This is a genomic window from Stenotrophomonas sp. CS3K5, from assembly GCF_059515225.1.
In genome coordinates this window covers 273679-292575 of the sequence record NZ_JCAKRX010000005.1, presented here as the reverse complement: position 1 = coordinate 292575, position 18897 = coordinate 273679, and the positions used below count along the sequence as shown (strand labels likewise).

13 protein-coding genes are annotated in these 18897 nt (G+C 66.5%); 6 read left to right on the top strand and 7 right to left on the bottom strand.

Translation table 11 applies throughout. The annotated features are described in order from the left end of the window. Positions 1-228: 228 nt before the first annotated feature. The 5 genes from AC5YGJ_RS10340 to AC5YGJ_RS10320 all read left to right on the top strand — a co-directional run bounded on the left by AC5YGJ_RS10340 (position 229) and on the right by AC5YGJ_RS10320 (position 6333). On the top strand, positions 229-1659 hold the full coding sequence (locus tag AC5YGJ_RS10340; RefSeq protein ID WP_057498262.1) for a replicative DNA helicase: 1431 nt from the start codon (positions 229-231) through the stop codon (positions 1657-1659). 173 nt (positions 1660-1832) lie between these two features. Continuing rightward, positions 1833-4076 (top strand): TonB-dependent receptor family protein, encoded by a 2244-nt coding sequence (locus AC5YGJ_RS10335; RefSeq protein ID WP_496186482.1) that lies wholly within the window; start codon positions 1833-1835, stop codon positions 4074-4076. Beyond that, positions 4076-5668 carry an alkaline phosphatase D family protein gene (locus AC5YGJ_RS10330; protein ID WP_496186481.1) on the top strand — a complete coding sequence of 531 codons (1593 nt, stop codon included), beginning with the start codon at positions 4076-4078 and terminating at the stop codon, positions 5666-5668. Before AC5YGJ_RS10335 ends, AC5YGJ_RS10330 begins: the two co-directional genes overlap by 1 nt. A 213-nt stretch (positions 5669-5881) precedes the next feature. Continuing rightward, the gene (locus AC5YGJ_RS10325; RefSeq protein WP_496186480.1) at positions 5882-6094 is read left to right on the top strand and encodes a hypothetical protein; all 213 of its coding nucleotides are present in this window, start codon (positions 5882-5884) and stop codon (positions 6092-6094) included. Beyond that, complete coding sequence (locus tag AC5YGJ_RS10320) at positions 6091-6333, top strand: hypothetical protein (protein WP_496186479.1); 243 nt, start codon at positions 6091-6093, stop codon at positions 6331-6333. The genes AC5YGJ_RS10325 and AC5YGJ_RS10320 overlap by 4 nt, the downstream gene beginning before the upstream one ends. A 152-nt stretch (positions 6334-6485) precedes the next feature. Here the strand turns inward: AC5YGJ_RS10320 and lpdA are convergent, their stop codons facing one another. The 6 genes from lpdA to purB form a co-directional block, all read right to left on the bottom strand. Further along, on the bottom strand, positions 6486-7922 hold the full coding sequence (gene lpdA / locus AC5YGJ_RS10315) for a dihydrolipoyl dehydrogenase (RefSeq protein ID WP_008264626.1): 1437 nt from the start codon (positions 7920-7922) through the stop codon (positions 6486-6488). 63 nt (positions 7923-7985) lie between these two features. After that, positions 7986-9191 (bottom strand): dihydrolipoyllysine-residue succinyltransferase, encoded by a 1206-nt coding sequence (gene sucB, locus AC5YGJ_RS10310; RefSeq protein ID WP_249843536.1) that lies wholly within the window; start codon positions 9189-9191, stop codon positions 7986-7988. A gap of 39 nt (positions 9192-9230) precedes the next feature. Next, positions 9231-12062 (bottom strand): 2-oxoglutarate dehydrogenase E1 component, encoded by a 2832-nt coding sequence (locus tag AC5YGJ_RS10305; protein ID WP_496186478.1) that lies wholly within the window; start codon positions 12060-12062, stop codon positions 9231-9233. Between the two features lie 186 nt (positions 12063-12248). Next, positions 12249-13145 (bottom strand): GNAT family N-acetyltransferase, encoded by an 897-nt coding sequence (locus tag AC5YGJ_RS10300; protein ID WP_496186477.1) that lies wholly within the window; start codon positions 13143-13145, stop codon positions 12249-12251. An 8-nt stretch (positions 13146-13153) separates the two neighbouring features. Next, on the bottom strand, positions 13154-14575 hold the full coding sequence (locus AC5YGJ_RS10295; protein ID WP_496186476.1) for a ribosomal protein uL16 3-hydroxylase: 1422 nt from the start codon (positions 14573-14575) through the stop codon (positions 13154-13156). 657 nt (positions 14576-15232) lie between these two features. Next, positions 15233-16600 carry an adenylosuccinate lyase gene (gene purB / locus AC5YGJ_RS10290; protein ID WP_496186475.1) on the bottom strand — a complete coding sequence of 456 codons (1368 nt, stop codon included), beginning with the start codon at positions 16598-16600 and terminating at the stop codon, positions 15233-15235. A 294-nt stretch (positions 16601-16894) separates the two neighbouring features. Between purB and AC5YGJ_RS10285 the strand changes: the two genes are divergently transcribed. After that, the gene (locus tag AC5YGJ_RS10285) at positions 16895-18334 is read left to right on the top strand and encodes a class II fumarate hydratase (protein ID WP_496186474.1); all 1440 of its coding nucleotides are present in this window, start codon (positions 16895-16897) and stop codon (positions 18332-18334) included. Positions 18335-18461: 127 nt separating this feature from the next. Here the strand turns inward: AC5YGJ_RS10285 and AC5YGJ_RS10280 are convergent, their stop codons facing one another. Further along, entirely contained in the window at positions 18462-18887 is a 426-nt protein-coding gene (locus tag AC5YGJ_RS10280) for a hypothetical protein (protein ID WP_049458788.1), read from the bottom strand. Positions 18888-18897 lie beyond the last annotated feature (10 nt).

Sequence of the window (18897 nt, the reverse complement as noted above, 5' to 3'; positions counted from 1 at the left end):
CGCGCGTCTGCACGGGCTCCGACCCGGGCCGCCTGATCTGCGATAATGCTCCGCTCGGGTGCCGCAACGGCGCCCATCGCAGGTATTGCGACGCCCCCACGCCAGAATGGCCAGGTACCGGCGGATATCCCCCGTTCTTCCACGGCTTATCCACAGGCTTGTCCATGGCTGCCGGGGTCGGCGCATGCCTACACTGGCCCGGCCCACTTTTGCAGGAAACACCGCAGCATGTCCGCTCGTTCCGGCTTCCGTTCCAACCGCAGAGAGCGCGGTGATGGCTTTGATCGTGATCGCGACGAGTCGCGCATCGATCAGTTGCGGGTTCCACCGCATTCGGTGGAAGCCGAGCAGGCGGTGCTCGGTGGCCTCATGCTGGCACCGGAAGCCTATGACCGGGTCAACGACCAGCTGACCGAAGGCGATTTCTATCGCCGTGACCATCAGATGATCTATCGGGCGATCCGCGAGTTGTCCGAGCGCGAGCGGCCCTTCGATGCGGTGACCCTGGGCGAGTGGTTCGAATCGCAGGGCAAGCTGGAACTGGTCGGCGATGGCGCCTACCTGGTCGAGCTGGCCAGCACCACGCCGTCGGCGGCCAATATCGTGGCCTACGCCGAGATCGTGCGCGACAAGGCGGTGCTGCGGCAGCTGATCCAGGTCGGTACCGACATCGTCAATGATGGCTTCCAGCCCGAAGGCCGTGACAGCAGCGAGCTGCTGTCGGCGGCGGAAAAGAGCGTGTTCGCCATCGCCGAGCAGGGCGCACGTGGCCGCACCGACTTCGTGGCCATGCCTGGCGCGCTGAAGGACGCCTTCGAGGAACTGCGCAACCGCTTCGAGAACGGCGGCAACATCACGGGCCTGCCGACCGGCTACAACGACTTTGATGCGATGACCGCCGGCCTGCAGCCGACCGACCTGATCATCCTGGCCGCGCGCCCGGCGATGGGCAAGACCACCTTCGCACTGAACATCGCCGAATACGCGGCGATCAAGTCGAAGAAGGGCGTGGCGGTGTTCTCGATGGAAATGTCGGCCTCGCAGCTGGCGATGCGCCTGATTTCCTCCAATGGCCGCATCAACGCGCAGCGCCTGCGTACTGGCCAGCTGGAAGACGAGGACTGGAGCCGCGTCACCAGCGCGATCAAGATGCTGAAGGAAACCAAGATCTTCATCGACGACACGCCGGGCGTGTCGCCGGAAGTGCTGCGTTCCAAGTGCCGCCGGCTCAAGCGCGAGCACGACCTGGGCCTGATCGTGATCGACTACCTGCAGCTGATGAGCGTGCCGGGCAACAGCGAGAATCGCGCGACCGAAATCTCGGAGATCTCGCGTTCGCTCAAGGGCCTGGCCAAGGAACTGAACGTGCCGGTGATCGCGCTGTCCCAGCTCAACCGCTCGCTGGAAACGCGTACCGACAAGCGCCCGGTGATGGCCGACCTTCGTGAATCGGGCGCAATCGAGCAGGACGCGGACATGATCGTGTTCATCTACCGCGACGACTACTACAACAAGGAAAACTCGCCGGACAAGGGCCTGGCCGAGATCATCATCGGCAAGCACCGTGGTGGCCCGACCGGCTCGTGCAAGCTGAAGTTCTTCGGCGAGTACACCCGCTTCGACAACCTGGCCCACGACTCGGTCGGCTCGTTCGAATAACCGTAGTGCCGGCCGCTGGCCGGCAACCACGCCACGGCCGGTAAACCATCCGAAACGCAAAAATTCCGTACGTGGCGTGTAAATGACATGTAACGCGACGCTTCTACGATTCCGCCGCTGCTGCCCTTCGACGCCGCCCTTCGGCGTCCAGCGTGCCCAAGGAATCCGCCTTCATGCCGTCCCACGCTCCGCTCCGCCGCAATCTGCTGGCTCTGCTGGTCTGTGCATCGCTGCCATCGCTGGCTGCTGCCGAAACCGCCCCCGCCACTGACGTGCCGTCGGCCACCACGCTCGATTCGGTCTCAGTGATCGGCCGCGGCGAAGCCCGCCAGGTGCAGCGCGTGACCGCCGAGGACCTGAAGGTGCTGCCGCCCGGCGCCAACCCGCTGAAGCTGCTGGCGACCAAGCCGGGCGTGCATTTCGAATCGGCCGACGCCACCGGTGCGTATGAGTGGTCCACCACCATCAGCCTGCGCGGCTTCAACCAGAACCGCCTGGGTTACACGCTCGATGGCATCCCGCTGGGCAACATGGCCTACGGCAACAGCAACGGCCTGCATATCAGCCGTGCGGTGATCAGCGAGAACCTGGGCGGTGCCGAAGTGTCCACCGGCATCGGTGCTCTCGGCACGCCGTCCACCAGCAACCTCGGCGGCGTGTTCCAGTTCTATTCGATCGACCCGTCCACCGAGTACGGCGTGGTTCTGGCGCAGGGCTTTGGCAGCGACAGTGCACGCCGCAGCTATGCACGCCTGGATACCGGTGAACACCAGGGCTTTGCCGCCTACCTGTCCGGCGCCTACTCCGAAGGCGACAAGTGGAAGGGCAAGGGGTCGCAGGAGCTGAAGCAGTTCAACGGCAAGGCCACCTACAACTTCGGCACCGACAGCAGGATCACCGCGCTGTTCAATGCATCGCGCCGCGTCGAGGCCGATTATCAGGATCTCTCGCTGGAGATGATCGATCGTCTCGGTTGGGATTGGGACAACTACGCGCCGGACTGGGATCGCGCCGTCGCTGCCGCACGCGGCACGTTCAGCGGCGGCGTCAACAGCCCGTGGGATGCGTACTACTCCGGCCACGGCCTGCGCAACGACGACCTGTCCAGCATCGCCGGCGATTTCGGCCTGAACGAGTCGATGCGGCTGAAGGTCAATGTGTACAACCACAGCAACCGTGGCCAGGGCCACTGGTTCAGCCCGTCCAATCCGTCCAACCCGGGCACCCGCCGCGAGATCCCGATCTCGATCCGAACCACCGAATACGCGATCGACCGCACCGGTGTGACCTCGGCGTTCACCTGGAACGTGGCGGGCCACGAACTGGAAGCGGGCCTGTGGTACGAGGACAACGGCCACAGTGTGCAGCGCAACTTCTATTACATCGACGGTCCGGTCACCGACGACTTCTTCCTGCGCAACCCGGACCAGCGCGTGTGGCACCAGCGCTACACCACCATTACCCGCCAGTTCTACGTGCAGGACCGCTTCGGCCTGTTCGATGACCGCCTGACCATCGACATCGGTGCAAAGTCGCCGAACACCCGCACCCGCGTGCGCACGCCGCTGGGCAGCTATGCCAACAACAGCAGCCTGACCTCGAAGAAGGGTTTCCTGCCGCAGGCCGGCTTCAACTTCAAGCTCAACGAAGGCAATGAGATCTTCGGTTCGTTCGCCAAGAACATCGCGGCCTATGCGCTGGGCGTGGGCAGCCCGTTCAACGTGCCGCAGGCGGCCTTCGATGCCAGCGCGCAGAGCCTGAAGCCGGAACAGTCGCGCACCCTCGAGCTGGGCTGGCGCGGCTACGGTCAGGGCTATGAAGCCTCAGTTGCCGTGTACGACGTCAAGTTCGACAACCGCCTGCTGGCCATCGCGCAGTGCGTGGGCATTCTCGGTTGCCCGGCGCTGTTCTCCAACGTCGGTTCGGTGACCAGCCGCGGCGCCGAGGCGACCCTGCAGCTGAAGCCGATGCAGGACCTGACCTGGTCCAACGCGCTGTCCTGGAATGACAGTACCTACGACAACGACTACGTGAACAACGGCGTGGTGCCGACCCGCGGCAAGAAGACCGTCGACACCCCGGAATGGATGTTCGCCAGCACCCTGGCCTGGACCCCGGGTCCGTGGGACCTGCGCCTGGCCGCCAACCACGTCGGCAAGCGTTACGTGACCTACACCAATGACGTGTCGGTGCCGAGCTACTGGCTGGTCAACGCCTCGGTGGCCTACGACTTCGGCAAGCTGGGCCCGGCGCAGAACCTGACCGTGGCGCTGAACCTGACCAACCTGACCGACAAGCGTTACCTGTCCTCGATCAACACCAACGGCACCTACGCCGCCGACCCGACCCGCAGCCTGGCGACCATGCAGGTCGGCGCGCCACGGCAGGTGATGGCCACCGCCACCGTGCACTTCTGATGCGAGGCCCTGTCGATCCGGAGAGCCGCCGTCGCCTGCTGCGCATGGCGTGGCAGGGCACGGGGGCGGCGATCGCACTGGCGGCGATGCCGGGGCTGGCCACGGCCGGCCCGCGGCCGCGGCTGGGGCGCGATCCGTTCACCCTCGGCGTTGCCGCCGGCGATCCGGATCCGCAGGGCGCGGTGTTGTGGACGCGGTTGGCACCGGACCCGCTCAACGGTGGCGGCATGCCGTCACGGGCGGTACCGGTGCGCTGGTTCGTGGCCGAAGACCCCGGGATGCGCCGGTTGGTGCAGCGTGGCGTTGCGGCGGCAGTGCCCGAGCTGGCGCATTCGGTACATGTGGAAGTCAACGGCCTGCGCCCGGGCCGTGACTACTACTATCGTTTCGCCTGCGATGGCGATGAGGAAAGCGCGGTCGGTCATTTCCGCACCGCGCCGTTGCTGGACACCCAGCTGCAGCAGCTGCGGCTGGCGTTGTGCACCTGCCAGGCCTGGAACAGTGGCTACTACCCGGTGCTGCGTGACATCGCGCAGAGCGACGTCGACCTGGTGCTGCATGCGGGCGACTATCTGTACGAATACAGCCCGCTGCAGAACGCGCGCGGCCAGACGTTGGATGCGGCGCGCTTCAGCGGCGAGACCATCAGCCTGGAGCGCTACCGCGACCAGTACGCGCTGTACAAGCTCGATCCCGATCTGCAGGCCGCGCACGCCGCACACGCCTTCGCGGTGATCTGGGATGACCACGAAGTTCAGAACGATTATTCCGGCATCCATCCGGAAAAGCCCGGCGTCTCGACGGAGGACTTCATCGTCCGCCGCGCCGCCGCCTATCGTGCATTCTACGAACACCTGCCGATGCGCAGCACGCCAACCGGCAACGGCGGCCTGCGCGTGCACCGGCGCCTGCGTTACGGCGATCTGGCACAGCTGACGCTGCTCGACTGTCGCCAGTTCCGCCCGGCCAATCCGTGTGGGGTGGGCGAATCGCCACGCTGCGAGGCAGCGCTGGACCCGCGCATGAGCATGCTGGGCCTGGGCCAGGAAGCCTGGTTCACCCGGTCGATGGCGGCCGCACGCGGCACGCGCTGGAATCTGGTGGTGCAGCAGTTGCTGATGGCGCAGCTGCGGCTGGACGGCGGCACGCCGCGCGAACGCTTCTGGAACGACGCCTGGGACGGTTACCCGGCCGCACGCACCCGCCTGCTGCAGGCGCTGCAGGCAGGCGGGCAGGGCAACGCCATCGTGCTCGGTGGCGACTGGCATTCCACCTTCGTCAACGACCTGAAGCTGGATTTCGACGCCGCCAACGCGCCGGTGCTGGCCACCGAATTCATCGCTCCGGCGATCAGCAGTGGCGGTGACGATACGCCGTATGGGCCGTACTACGGGCCGTCGATTCCACAGAACCCGCATATCCGTTATTTCGACGGCGACCGCCGTGGCTGTTGGAAGCTGCAGCTGAACCGGCAGACGGTGGATGCCGAACTGCGCTTTGCCGACAGCGTGCTGCATGCGGATGCGCCGGTGCGCACGGCGGCGCGCTTCCAGGTCACCCACGGCCGCCCGGGGGCAGTGCAGCTCCTGTAGAGCCGAGCCCACGCTCGGCTGCTCTCTGCCTCCGGTGGGTGCGGACCGTTGGTCCGCACATTCCCATGCGTAGCCGAGCGTGGGCTCGGCTCTACAACAGCGCTGGATCGGTTTCATCGCCCCCAGCCGGGTTTCGTCGCAAACCGTTTGCCGGCGGCAGGGCAGGGCGCCAAGGTGTCCACAGGCGGCAGGGTGCCGCCCTAGGAGACCGTGATGAAGACCCTGTTCGCGCTCGGTGTGTGGTGCCTGCTGTTCGTGCTGTGCTGGCCGCTGGCGATCCTGGCCCTGATCGCCTGGCCGTTCGTGTGGCTGCTGAGCCTGCCGTTCCGTCTGGTTGGCATCACCTTCTCGGCACTGTTCGCCCTCCTGCGCGCGCTGTTCATGCTGCCGGCGCGGCTGCTCGGCGGCGGCCCGGTGACCGCATGAAGCCGCTTGCCATCATGACGTTGATGCTGTTGATGGCCGCACCGGCGCTGGCGAAGCCGCAGCCAACCGGGGCCTACCTGGAGCGCCAGCAAGATGCCGACAAGGCCGAGTTGAAGACGCGGCAGAAGCCTCCGCAAAAGGAGAACTGCCGGGTGGTGAAGGAATGGAAGGTTGGCGAGACGGTGGTGCAGCACCGGATCTGTGACGACCCGCCGAAGAAGCCGGTTGGGAAGGTGTAGCGCCGAGCCCATGCTCGGCGGCCTTTGCAGGGCAGCCGAGCGTGGGCTCGCCTCTACATCGGCGCGGCCAACAAAAAACCCCGCCAAGGCGGGGTTCTTCGTTTGCAGTTCAGTGCCGACCAACGGTCGGTACCCACCCCGAAGACGAACGATCAGTTCGCCTTGTGGATGGCGCGCTTGCTGACCGCCATTGCTGCGTCGTGGATCACTTCCGACAGCGACGGGTGGGCGTGGCAGATGCGGGCCAGGTCATCGGCCGAACCGCTGAACTCCATGGTCAGCACGCCTTCGTGCACCAGCTCGGAGACGTTGGCGCCAACCAGGTGCATGCCGAGGATGCGATCGGTTTCGGCATGGGCCAGGATCTTCACGAAGCCAGCCGGCTCGATCATCGCCACGGCACGGCCGTTGGCGGCGAACGGGAAGCTGCCGGCCTTGTACGGAATGCCTTCGGCCTTCAGCTGTGCTTCGGTCTTGCCGACCCAGGCCAGTTCTGGCTCGGTGTAGATGACCCACGGAATGGTGTCGAAGTTGACGTGGCCCGGCAGGCCGGCGATCAGCTCAGCTACCGCGATGCCTTCCTCGAAGCCCTTGTGCGCAAGCATCGGGCCGCGCACGCAGTCGCCGACCGCCCACACGCCGTTGACGCCGGTGTGGCAGTGCGCGTCGACTTCGATCTGGCCACGCTCGTTGATCTTGACGCCGGTGCCTTCAGCCAGCAGGCCCTTGGTGGCGGCGCGACGGCCGACGGCCACCAGCAGCTTGTCCACGGTCAGGGTCTTTTCGCCTTCGCTGTCGGTGTAGGTGACAACGACTTCCTTCTTCTTGCCCTTGCCGGTGATCTCGGTCTTGGAGACCTTGGCACCGAGGCGGATGTCCAGGCCCTGCTTCTTGAATTCCTTGGCAGCGGTCTTGGCCACTTCGGCGTCGGCCACGGCCAGGAACTCCGGCAGAGCTTCCAGGATGGTGACTTCAGCGCCCAGGCGCTTCCACACGCTGCCCAGTTCCAGGCCGATCACGCCGGCGCCGATCACCGCCAGGCGGTTCGGCACTTCGGTGAAGTCCAGGCCGCCGACGTTGTCGACGATGGTCTCGCCGTCGAACTTGGCGAACGGCAGTTCGATCGAATCCGAACCGGCGGCGATGATCACGTTGGTGCCCTTCAGCTCGACGATCGAGCCGTCATGCTGGGTGACCTTGACCACGTTGCCCGGCTGCAGTTCGCCGAAGCCGTAGTAGGCGGCGACCTTGTTGGCCTTGAACAGCATGCCGATGCCGCCGGTGAACTGCTTGACGATCTTGTCCTTGCGGCCAACCATCGCCTCGACGTCGATCTTGGCATCCTTGAAGCTGATGCCGTGGTCGCCAAAGATGTGGCCCATGTTCCAGAACTGGCGCGAGGAATCCAGCAGCGCCTTGGACGGGATGCAGCCTACGCGCAGGCAGGTGCCGCCGAGGGCCGGCTTGCCGTCCTTGCCCAGCGCTGCGTCGATGCAGGCGGTCTTCAGGCCCAGCTGGGCCGCGCGGATGGCAGCGTGGTAACCGGCCGGGCCGGCACCGATGACGACGACGTCGAATTGTTCAGCCATTGAATTATTCCTTGATGCATTACCAGAACCCCTCCGCGCGGGCGCGGAGGGGCGGGAGGTGTCTTACAGGCCGAACAGCATGCGGCCCGGGTTTTCCAGCTGGTTCTTGATGTCCACCAGGAACTGCACCGAGTCCTTGCCATCGATGATGCGGTGGTCGTAGGACAGCGCCAGGTACATCATCGGCGCGATCACGACCTGGCCGTTCTGGGCGATCGGACGCTCCTTGATGGCGTGCATGCCCAGGATGGCGCTCTGCGGCGGGTTGATGATCGGGGTCGACAGCAGCGAACCGAAGGTGCCGCCGTTGGTCACGGTGAAGGTGCCGCCCTGCAGTTCGTCCAGGCCCAGCTTGCCGTCACGCGCCTTCTTGGCGTAGTCGGCGATGGTCTTTTCGATGTCGGCGAAGGACATGCGCTCGACGTTGCGCAGCACCGGCGTGACCAGGCCCTTCTCGGTCGACACGGCGATCGAGATGTCCGAGTAGCCGTGGTAGATGATGTCGTCGCCGTCGATCGAGGCGTTGACCAGCGGGAAGCGCTGCAGTGCGTTGGCCGCGGCCTTCACGAAGAAGCTCATGAAGCCCAGCTTGATGCCGTGGGCCTTGACGAACTCGTCCTGCAGTTCCTTGCGCGCCGCCGAGACCTTGGACAGGTCGACTTCGTTGAAGGTGGTCAGCATGGCGGTGGAGTTCTTCGACTCCATCAGGCGTTCGGCGATGCGCTTGCGGATGCGGGTCATCGGCACGCGTTCTTCCGGACGTGCGCCACCGGCCTTGCCGGCGCCGCCGTTGCGGGCGAAGTTGACGATGTCTTCCTTGGTCACCGCGCCGCGACGGCCGGTGCCGTCAACGTCAGCCGGGTTCACGCCTTCGGTGATGGCGGTGAAGCGGGCGCCCGGCGGCAGCGCGTCGGCAGCCGACTTGGCGGCCGGGGCCGGAGCGGCAGCGGCGGCCGGAGCAGCAGCGGCGGCCGGAGCAGCAGCGGCAGCCGGAGCGGCTTCAGCGGCCGGAGCCGGGGCAGCGGCCACGGCGCCTTCTTCGATGATCGCCACGACCTGGCTGGAGGTCACGGTCGAGCCTTCGGCGAACTTGATTTCCTTGATCACGCCGTCGACCGGCGACGGCACTTCCAGGACGACCTTGTCGGTTTCCAGGTCAAGCAGGTTTTCGTCGCGCTTGACGGCGTCGCCCACCTTCTTGTGCCAGGTGGCGATGGTGCCGTCGGCGACGGATTCGGGCAGTACCGGGGCTTTGACTTCGGTGGCCATGCGGGAGCTTCCTGGTTTGTCTTCTAAATAGGGGGAGGATTATTCAGCGAACGTGTCGTTGAACGGGTTGACCAGTGCATCGGCGACCAGCTGCTGCTGTTCGCGGACGTGGTCAGCCATGTGACCGGCAGCCGGCGAAGCCGAGCGTGCGCGACCGGCGTAGTGCAGGTTCTGGCCATCGGCCAGGCAGAACTGCAGGTGGTGGCGGATCTGGTACCACGCGCCCTGGTTCTGCGGTTCTTCCTGCGTCCACACCACGTCGGTGGCCTTGCCGTACTTCTTCAGTTCGGCAGCCAGCAGCGCACGCGGGAACGGATACAGCTGCTCCACACGGATGATCGCAACGTCGTCCTGGCCACGCTTGGTCTGGTCTTCCAGCAGGTCGTAGTAGACCTTGCCCGAGCACAGCACCACGCGCTTGACCTTCTTGGCGTCGGCGTTGGCGTCGCCGATCAGGTGCTGGAACTCGCCGTTGGCCAGCTCGTCCAGGCTCGACACGGCCAGCTTGTGGCGCAGCAGCGACTTGGGCGACATCACCACCAGCGGCTTGCGCGTGGTCAGGTGCTGCTGGCGGCGCAGCATGTGGAAGGCCTGTGCCGGGGTGGACGGCACCACCACCAGCATGTTTTCCAGCGCGCACAGCTGCAGGAAGCGCTCCAGGCGCGCCGAGCTGTGTTCCGGGCCTTGCCCTTCGTAGCCATGCGGCAGCAGCAGGGTCAGGCCGGAAATGCGGCCCCACTTGGCTTCACCGGCGGCGATGAACTGATCAATGACCACCTGCGCGCCGTTGGCGAAGTCGCCGAACTGGCCTTCCCAGATGCACAGCGTGTTCGGATCGGTGGTGGAGAAGCCGTATTCGTAGGCCATCACCGCTTCTTCGCTCAGCAGCGAATCGATGACGGTGGCCTTCTCCGGCGAATCCACCAGCTGCCGCAGCGGCATGTAGTAGTTGTCGGTCTTCTGGTCGTGCAGGATCGCGTGGCGGTGGGTGAACGTACCGCGGCCGACGTCCTGGCCGACCAGGCGCAGTGCATTGCCTTCGTCGAGCAGGGTGGCGTAGGCCAGGTTCTCGGCAAAGCCCCAGTCGCCCGGGATCTCACCTGCGGCCATCTTGCGGCGGTCGTCGTAGACCTTGGCCACGCGCGAGTGCAGCTGCACTTCGTCCGGAATGGTGTTGATCAGCTTGGCCAGTTCGACCAGCTTGTTCTTCTCGACCTTGGTCGAGATCGGATCGGACAGCTTGCCTTCCAGCAGCTTGGGCCAATCGACGAACAGCGGGCTGCTCGGCGGGGTCTTCTCGACCTTGGCCAGCTCGGTGGTCACTTCACCGGCATCCAGCTTCTCGCGGTAGGCATCAACCATCGCCTTGCCGGCGCCGGCGGCGATCACGCCCGCCTTTTCCAGCTGCTCGGCGTACATCTCGCGGGTGGTCGGGTGCTTGCGGATCACCTGGTACATCAGCGGCTGGGTGATCGCCGGTTCGTCGGCCTCGTTGTGGCCCCAACGGCGGTAGCACATCAGGTCGATGACCACGTCCTTGGCGAACGTCTGGCGGAACTCGAAGGCCAGCTGCGCGGCGAACACCACCGCTTCCGGGTCATCGCCGTTCACGTGCAGCACCGGCGCGGCGATCATCTTGGCCACGTCGGTGGCATAGCGCGTGGAGCGCGTATCCAGCGGGTTGGAGGTGGTGAAGCCGACCTGGTTGTTGACCACGATGTGCACGGTGCCGCCGACGGCGAAGCCGCGGGCCTGCGACATCTGGAACAGCTCCATGACCACGCCCTGGCCGGAGAAGGCCGCGTCGCCGTGGATCAGGATCGGCATGACCTGCTTGCGGGCGGTGTCCTTGCGGCGCTCCTGGCGCGAACGCACGGAACCGGCCACGACCGGGTCGGCGATTTCAAGGTGCGACGGGTTGAACGCCAGCGCCAGGTGCACTGGGCCGCCGTCGGTGGCAACGTCGGCGGAGAAGCCCATGTGGTACTTCACGTCGCCGGCCGACGCGTGCTCGTCGTGCTCGAACTTGCCTTCGAATTCGTCGAACAGCTTGCGCGGGTTCTTGCCCAGGGTGTTGACCAGCACGTTCAGACGGCCGCGGTGGGCCATGCCGATCACCACGTCCTTGACGCCATCCTTGCCGGCGCTGCGGATGATGGTGTCCATCATCGGGATCAGCGAGTCGCCGCCTTCCAGCGAGAAGCGCTTCTGGCCGACGTACTTGGTGTGCAGGTAGCGTTCCAGGCCTTCGGCTGCGGTCAGGCGCTCAAGGGTGCGGCGCTGGGTGTCAGCGTCCAGCTGGTAGTTGCCACCGGCCAGTTCCAGCTTCTTGTAGATCCACTGGCGCTGCTCGACCTCGGAGATGTGCATGAACTCCGCGCCGATCGAGCCGGTGTAGGTCGCCTTCAGGCGCGCCAGCAGGTCGCGCAGCTTCATGCGCGGCTGGCCACCGACGCCGCCGGTGCTGAACTCGCTGTTGAGGTCGCCATCGGACAGGCTGTGGAACGGCAGGCCCAGGTCCGGGGTGTTGACCGGCTTGGTCAGGCCCAGCGGGTCCAGGCGCGCATCGAGGTGGCCGCGCGAACGGTAGGCGGTGATCAGACGACCGACATTGCGCTCACGCTCGTCGCCCGCACCGGTGCCGGTGCCGGCTTTCAGCGCATCCTTGGCCGCTTCCGCGATGTGGGAGATGACGGCCGAGTGCGGGATGTCACCTGCTTCACGGCCCTTGAAGCCGTCGAAGTAGGTCTTCCATTTGGGATCGACACTATCCGGGGAGACCAGGTACTGCTCGTACAGGTCCTCGACATAGGAGGCGTTGCCGCCGGCGAGTTGCGAAGATTGCGCAAACTGCTTCAGTAGATTGTCCACGATGGAGGGTGCTGATTCGCTTTGTGGGGTATGGCTTCAGAAGGACCCGGCAGGAACATGAATAGCCCTGCACGGGCGCGTTCAAACAGCCAAATTGTACCCCCATCCGGACACGAAGGGGCAGCAGCGGCGGCATCCTGCGTCCCCCGATGCCGCTTCCAGACAGGTTGGGGCGGCGCTGTCGGCTCAGATGCCGAGCGCGCGAAGTTCGCTGCATTCGCGCGAACGGTCCCAGACACGCTGCAATTGCTGTTCGAACGGCTGCGAACGTGCCGGCAGCGCGATACCGGCCTCACCGTCCAGGCGATGCCCGATCAGACGAAAGTAGAAGTCGCCGGCATCGTTGAGCAGGCAGGCCGAGGCCAGTGCACGGTCGATCGGGTCGGTCACTTCGCGGAACTGGATCACGCTGGGCAGGCGCTGGGCCAGCGCCAGCAGGGGTGCCCCTGCGGCGGCGATGGCGGCAGCGTCGTGCACGATCACCCGCAGCTGCTTGTCGTGGCGGGCGGTGGCGAAGCGGCGCAGGGCGGCCTGTACCGGTGGCGCGTCCAGCAGGCCCGGGTCCAGCTGGCGGCTGTGCAGCCACAGCTGGCGGCGGGCACGGTGGATGATCGCGGTGGTGATGGCCAGCGCCTCGGCGCGGCTGTCGATGGCGCTGGCCACGCCCAGCCGGCGGCGCATCTGCTGGTGGCCGATGCCGGCTTCCTCGAACACCTCACCTTCGGGCAGGAAGCCCTGGCGGGCGTAGAAGTCGCGGGCCGGCAGCTGGGCGTGCAGATGCAGTTCGGCCAGGCCGAGCCGGCGCCCGGCTTCGACCAGCGCGTCCAGCAGGGCTTCACCGACGCCCTGGCTGCGGTGGCTGGCCAGCACCGCCATGCGGCCGATGCGGCCATCCGGGGCCAGGCGGCCGGTGCCGACCGGCTGGCCGTCGGCGTCCAGGGCCAGCACATGGGCGCTGACCGGGTCCAGCGCGTCGCGCTCCAGTTCAGCGGCGATGCCCTGTTCCTGCACGAATACCCGCTGCCGCACGTCGTGGATGGCGACGTGGGCGTCGGCGTGGCTGACCTGCTGGACCCGGATCATGGCAGGGCTCAGGCGCGGCCGTCGTTGCTGTCGTCCTCGTCCTCGTCGTCGAAGCTGACGATGACCTCGATACCGTCGTCATGCACGGTCACGGAGTGGACATCGTCGGACACCGCATCGGCGTCGATCGCATCGACGCGGTCACGGCCTTCGACCACCTCGCCGAGCACCACGGCGTCTTCGCCGTCGTCTTCATCTTCGTCTTCGGCCTCGTACATCTCGTTCGGATCGATCAGCTGGAATACGCCCCCGACCAGCAGCTGCTGGACCACCGCGCGGCCCTTGTCGGACAGGCCGCGATAGGCGGCGGCGTCGAGCTGTTCGGCACCGGCCAGGCGCTGGGCGTCCTTCACCGGCAGCGCGAAATCCTGGCCACTGACATACAGGCTGGCGCCACGCTTGGCCCGGCGCCAGGCCAGCCGCGCCCACGGGTGGCGCTGCAGCAGCAGGCCGGAGGCCAGCGCTTCGACCACCTCTTCCTGGGCCGGCGCGGCCTGGTGGGCCATCACCTCGCCGGCGGCGCGGTAGGTGGTGATGAAGCGGCCGAACCAGTCGCCCAGCTTGTCCGGGTCGTTCATGCGGATGGCATTGAGCGCGGTGATCACCCGCGCCATCGCCACCGTGTCGATCTCGTTCGGGTCGGCCGGCACCTTCAGGTCGGCATCCTGGTAGCGGATGTTCTCGTCGGCATCGGCGATCAGGGTGTCCAGGTAGTCGCTGATCAGCTCGGCCGAGGCCGGTGCGCGCATGCCGAAGGAGAAGGTCAGGCAGGGATCTTCGGCGACGCCGTGGTGCGGCACGTTCGGCGGCAGGTACAGCATGTCGCCCGGCGCCAGCACCCAGTCGTGGGTCGGCTTGAACACCTGCAGCAGCTTCAGTTCCACGTCCGGGCGGAAGCCCAGCGGCGGGCGCTTGCCCTTGATCGATTCGCTGGCGTCGATCTGCCAGCGGCGATGGCCCTGGGCCTGCAGCAGGAACACATCGTACTGGTCGACATGGGCGCCGACCGAGCCGCCGGTGGCGGCAAAGCTGATCATCACATCGTCCATGCGCCAGCGCGGCAGGAAGCGGAAGTGCTCGATCAGGGCGCGCACGTCCTTGTCCCACTTGTCCACATCCTGCACCAGCAGGGTCCAGTCGTGGTCGGGCAGAGCGGGGAAGATGTCTTCCTGGAACGGGCCGCTGCGCACGCGCCAGCTGTCCTGGGCCTTGTTGTGTTCGATCAGGCGCGCCAGCACGCCTTCCTCGCAGGCCAGGCCGGCCAGGTCTTCCGGCTGCACCGGAGTCTGGAAGTCGGGGAAGGCGTTGCGGATCAGCAGCGGGCGCTTCTGCCAGAAATCGCGCAGGAAGGTGGCCGGGGCCATGCCCAGCGGCTGGCCGGGGCGGGCGGTGACTTCGATGAGCGGAGCGGAGGACTTGCGGGCGGCCATGGGGGAATCCTTGCAGCGGAAAGCGGGAGGGGCGGCGTGGCGGGCCGCCAAGGGTTCCATTGTCCGACGTTCGTTGGGATTGCGCACGTGCGGTGGTTTGTCGCGGGGTTCCGGCCAACGGCGGAGCCCCTCGTGGCGGGGGCTGGTCGCGTAAAACGCTGGCTTCATGGGTTGGGCCGGGCGGGGTGGGTTCGCGGGACACGCCGTGAACCCATCCATGGGGGCTCGATGGCGCCATCCATGGCGCCAACGGTCCCGCGCCCCCACCCCACCCGGCCCCTGACAGTTTCCTGCGCGGCCCGCCACGGAATGGAAAGAAGAAAATCAAAGGCAACAGCGGGTCGCGCGCTGCGCTTGCTCATGCCAAAACAAAGGAGGGACGCGGCGAAGCCGCGTCCCTCTTTCAAATTCCGTCCCGACAACCCAATGCTCTTCGATCCGTCACCGTGAATCTGTCAGAGGCGGGGCGGGTTGGGTTCGCGGGGGTGTCCGCGGCATGGATGCCGCGGCCAAGCCCCCAGGGATGGGTTTACGGCGTCCCCCGCGAACCCAGCCCGCCCCGCCAAGCACGGCAGAAACCCAGAGCCGCCTTTGACGTTGCCGTTGCTGTTGACTGCCGCAGGCAGCGCCCGCGGCCGCCGCCGCAAAGGAAACCCCTTAGATCTTCTTCGCCAGCGACTCGGCCAGACCCGTATAGCTGCCCGGGGTCATGTCCAGCAGACGCTGCTTCGCATCCGCCGGCAGCTCCAGCCCCTGCACGAACGCACGCATCGACTCAGCGGTAATGCCCTGGCCACGGGTCAGCGCCTTCAGCTGCTCGTACGGGTTCGGCAGGCCGTGACGGCGCATCACCGTCTGCACGGCTTCGGCCAGCACTTCCCAGGCCGCATCCAGATCGGCATCCAGGCGCTGAGGGTTCACTTCCAGCTTGCCAAGGCCCTTGGCCAGCGAGTCCAGTGCTACCTGGCTGTGGCCGAACGCGGTGCCCAGTGCACGCAGCACGGTGGAATCGGTCAGGTCACGCTGCCAGCGGCTGATCGGCAGCTTCGCGCTGAAGTGCTCGAACAGTGCGTTGGCGATGCCGAAGTTGCCTTCGGCATTCTCGAAATCGATCGGGTTGACCTTGTGCGGCATCGTCGACGAACCGACTTCGCCTTCCTTCAGGCGCTGCTTGAAGTAGCCCAGCGAGATGTAGCCCCAGATGTCACGGGCCAGGTCGATCAGGATGATGTTGGCGCGGCGTGCGGCATCGCCGATCTCGGCGACGTTGTCGTGCGGTTCGATCTGCGTGGTGTACGGGTTGAACACCAGGCCCAGGCCGGTCACGAAGCGCTCAGCGAAGGCCGGCCAGTCCACGTCCGGGTAGCTGGCCACGTGCGCGTTGTAGTTGCCGACAGCGCCATTGATCTTGCCGGTCAGCTCGACCGCGGCGATCTGCTTGCGCTGACGCTCCAGGCGAGCCACCACGTTGGCCAGCTCCTTGCCCAGGGTGGTCGGCGAAGCGGTCTGGCCGTGGGTGCGCGACAGCATCGGCTGGCCGGCCTGGGCGTGGGCCAGGGTGCGCAGGCTGGCGGCGATGCCGTCCAGGGTCGGCAGCAGCACTTCGCGGCGGGCCTGTTCCAGCATCAGGCCGTAGCTGAGGTTGTTGATGTCCTCGCTGGTGCAGGCGAAGTGCACGAATTCCAGCGCCGGGGCCAGCTCGGCGTCGTCCTTCAGCTGTTCCTTGATGAAGTACTCCACCGCCTTGACGTCATGGTTGGTGGTGCGCTCGATCTCCTTCACGCGCGCGGCCTGGGCCGGGCTGAAGCCGGCGGCCAGCCCGCGCAGGCGGGCGGTGGCTGCGTCGGAGAACGGCGCCAGTTCGACGATGCCCGGCTCGGCGGCCAGCGCCAGCAGCCATTCCACCTCGACCACGATACGGGCCTTGATCAGGCCATATTCGGAGAAGATCGGGCGCAGGGCGTCGACCTTGCCGGCGTAACGGCCATCGAGCGGGGACAGGGCGAGCAGGGCGGAATCGGACATGTCGGCAGGGCTGGGGCGAGCGGCGGGGCCAATATTCTACGACGTGCCAGTGAGGTAGTGCCGGCCGCTGGCCGGCAATCACGCCCGGCCGACGATTCCATGGATTGCCGGCCAGCGGCCGGCACTACCCCTCGTGCGCCCACAACGGCCCTGCGGATGAAACGATCTGGCCCGTGCTCGTCATCCCGCACTGCAGGCAAGGGAGTATCGTGGGCGCAGCCGCCAGCCCGGGAAGCGACACCCTGCCAGCCGCCGCTTCCCTTTCCCCAACTGAAGTAGTGCGGAGTAGATGCAATGAGCAAAGCTGCAAGCAAGGGTGGAACCACCGGGTTCCGGATCGAACATGACAGCATGGGCGAGCTGCAGGTGCCTGCCGATGCCCTGTGGGGCGCGCAGACCCAGCGCGCTGTGCAGAATTTCCCGGTCTCGGGCCAGCGCATGCCGCGCGGTTTCATCCGTGCGCTGGGCCTGGTCAAGGGCGCCGCCGCCGGCGTCAATGCCGAGCTGGGCCACCTGCCCAAGACCGTGGCCAAGGCCATCCAGACCGCCGCCGCTGAAGTGGCCGCTGGTGACTGGGACGCGCATTTCCCGATCGACGTTTACCAGACCGGCTCGGGCACGTCGTCGAACATGAACGCCAACGAGGTCATCGCCACCCTGGCCAACCGCGCCGGCAAGGCCGGCAAGACCGCCGTGCACCCCAACGATCACGTCAACCAGGGGCAGAGCTCCAATGACGTGATCCCGACGGCGCTGCGTGTGTCGGCGGTGCTGGCCACGCACGAGCAGCTGCTGCCGGCGCTGGTGCACCTGCGCAAGACCCTGGACAAGAAGGGCCGCAGCCTGCGCAAGGTGGTCAAGACCGGCCGCACCCACCTGATGGACGCGATGCCGCTGACCTTCGAGCAGGAGTTCGGTGCCTGGTCGGCGCAGCTGGCCTCGGCGCAGGAGCGCATCGAGGACAGCCTCAAGCGCGTGCGCCGCCTGCCGCTGGGCGGCACCGCCATCGGCACCGGCATCAACGCCGACCCGCGTTTCGGCGCGCAGGTGGCCAAGGCGTTGAAACAGCAGACCGGTTTCAAGTTCGACAGCGCCGAGAACAAGTTCGAAGGCCTGGCCGCACAGGACGACGCGGTGGAACTGTCCGGTCAGCTCAATGCACTGGCGGTGGCGCTGATCAAGATCGCCAATGACCTGCGCTGGATGAACGCCGGTCCGCTGGCCGGGCTGGGCGAGATCGAACTGCCGGCGCTGCAGCCGGGCAGCTCGATCATGCCGGGCAAGGTCAACCCGGTTATCCCTGAAGCGACGGTGATGGCCTGCGCGCAGGTGATCGGCCACCACACCGCGATTACCGTGGCCGGGCAGACCGGCAACTTCCAGCTCAATGTCACCCTGCCGCTGATTGCGGTGAACCTGCTCGATGGCATCGGCCTGCTGGCCAACGTGTCCACGCTGCTGGCCGACAGTGCCATCGCCGGCCTGAAGGTGCGCGAGGACCGCGTGGCCGAGGCGCTGGCGCGCAACCCGATCCTGGTCACCGCGCTGAACCCGATCATCGGCTATGAGAAGGCCGCCGCGATTGCAAAGCGCGCCTACAAGGAACAGCGCCCAGTGCTGGATGTGGCGCTGGAAGACAGCGGGCTTGAAGAGGCCGAGCTGCGTCGCCTGCTGGACCCGACCGCGCTGACCGCCGGTGGCATCCAGGCGGGCGGTGGCGGCGGCGGCGGTTGATCGCCCGGTTGGGTAGCGCCGGGCCGTGCCCGGCGGAATGCTGGCGGACCGAACACTACAGTCGCCGGGCGTGGCCCGGCGCTACCGGGTCAATGAGAAACGCCGCCCTTGGGCGGCGTTTCTGTATTCAACGACGGTCGGCGACGATGTTGCCGAAGGTGTCGGTGTAATCCTTGAATTCGGGGATGCGCTGGATCAGGTCGGCCGGAATCACTTCCATGCCTTCCGGTGGCTGGATCTTCACCGGCTGCATGTTCGGGTCGGCCGGGGCGGCCACCAGCGTGTTCTGGCGCAGCACCTGCAGCTTGCCGAACATCGTCTGCAGCATCTGCTTCTGGCCGTCATCCAGCGGGATCTGGATCTCGTCCACCTTCATCGTGCCATCGCCGAGGATGATGATGTTCGGTGCCGGCGGGCGACGCACGGTCACCATGCCTTCGCTGACGGAGATCTTGGGCTTGCCGCGCTCGGCGCGGTGGTTTCGGTAATCCTTGTCACAGCCGGCCAGGCCCAGGCAGAGCAGGGCGGCCAGCAGCAGGAACAGCTTCTTCATGGCGTCGGTT

What these genes read in the sequence shown, in the direction of transcription:
- AC5YGJ_RS10280 (WP_049458788.1), bottom strand. Translation starts at nt 18,887, where the DNA reads ATGAAGAAGCTGTTCCTGCTGCTGGCCGCCCTGCTCTGCCTGGGCCTG.
- purB (WP_496186475.1), bottom strand. Translation starts at nt 16,600, where the DNA reads ATGTCCGATTCCGCCCTGCTCGCCCTGTCCCCGCTCGATGGCCGTTAC.
- lpdA (WP_008264626.1), bottom strand. Translation starts at nt 7,922, where the DNA reads ATGGCTGAACAATTCGACGTCGTCGTCATCGGTGCCGGCCCGGCCGGT.
- AC5YGJ_RS10285 (WP_496186474.1), top strand. Translation starts at nt 16,895, where the DNA reads ATGAGCAAAGCTGCAAGCAAGGGTGGAACCACCGGGTTCCGGATCGAA.
- AC5YGJ_RS10295 (WP_496186476.1), bottom strand. Translation starts at nt 14,575, where the DNA reads ATGGCCGCCCGCAAGTCCTCCGCTCCGCTCATCGAAGTCACCGCCCGC.
- sucB (WP_249843536.1), bottom strand. Translation starts at nt 9,191, where the DNA reads ATGGCCACCGAAGTCAAAGCCCCGGTACTGCCCGAATCCGTCGCCGAC.
- AC5YGJ_RS10340 (WP_057498262.1), top strand. Translation starts at nt 229, where the DNA reads ATGTCCGCTCGTTCCGGCTTCCGTTCCAACCGCAGAGAGCGCGGTGAT.
- AC5YGJ_RS10335 (WP_496186482.1), top strand. Translation starts at nt 1,833, where the DNA reads ATGCCGTCCCACGCTCCGCTCCGCCGCAATCTGCTGGCTCTGCTGGTC.
- AC5YGJ_RS10300 (WP_496186477.1), bottom strand. Translation starts at nt 13,145, where the DNA reads ATGATCCGGGTCCAGCAGGTCAGCCACGCCGACGCCCACGTCGCCATC.
- AC5YGJ_RS10330 (WP_496186481.1), top strand. Translation starts at nt 4,076, where the DNA reads ATGCGAGGCCCTGTCGATCCGGAGAGCCGCCGTCGCCTGCTGCGCATG.
- AC5YGJ_RS10320 (WP_496186479.1), top strand. Translation starts at nt 6,091, where the DNA reads ATGAAGCCGCTTGCCATCATGACGTTGATGCTGTTGATGGCCGCACCG.
- AC5YGJ_RS10325 (WP_496186480.1), top strand. Translation starts at nt 5,882, where the DNA reads ATGAAGACCCTGTTCGCGCTCGGTGTGTGGTGCCTGCTGTTCGTGCTG.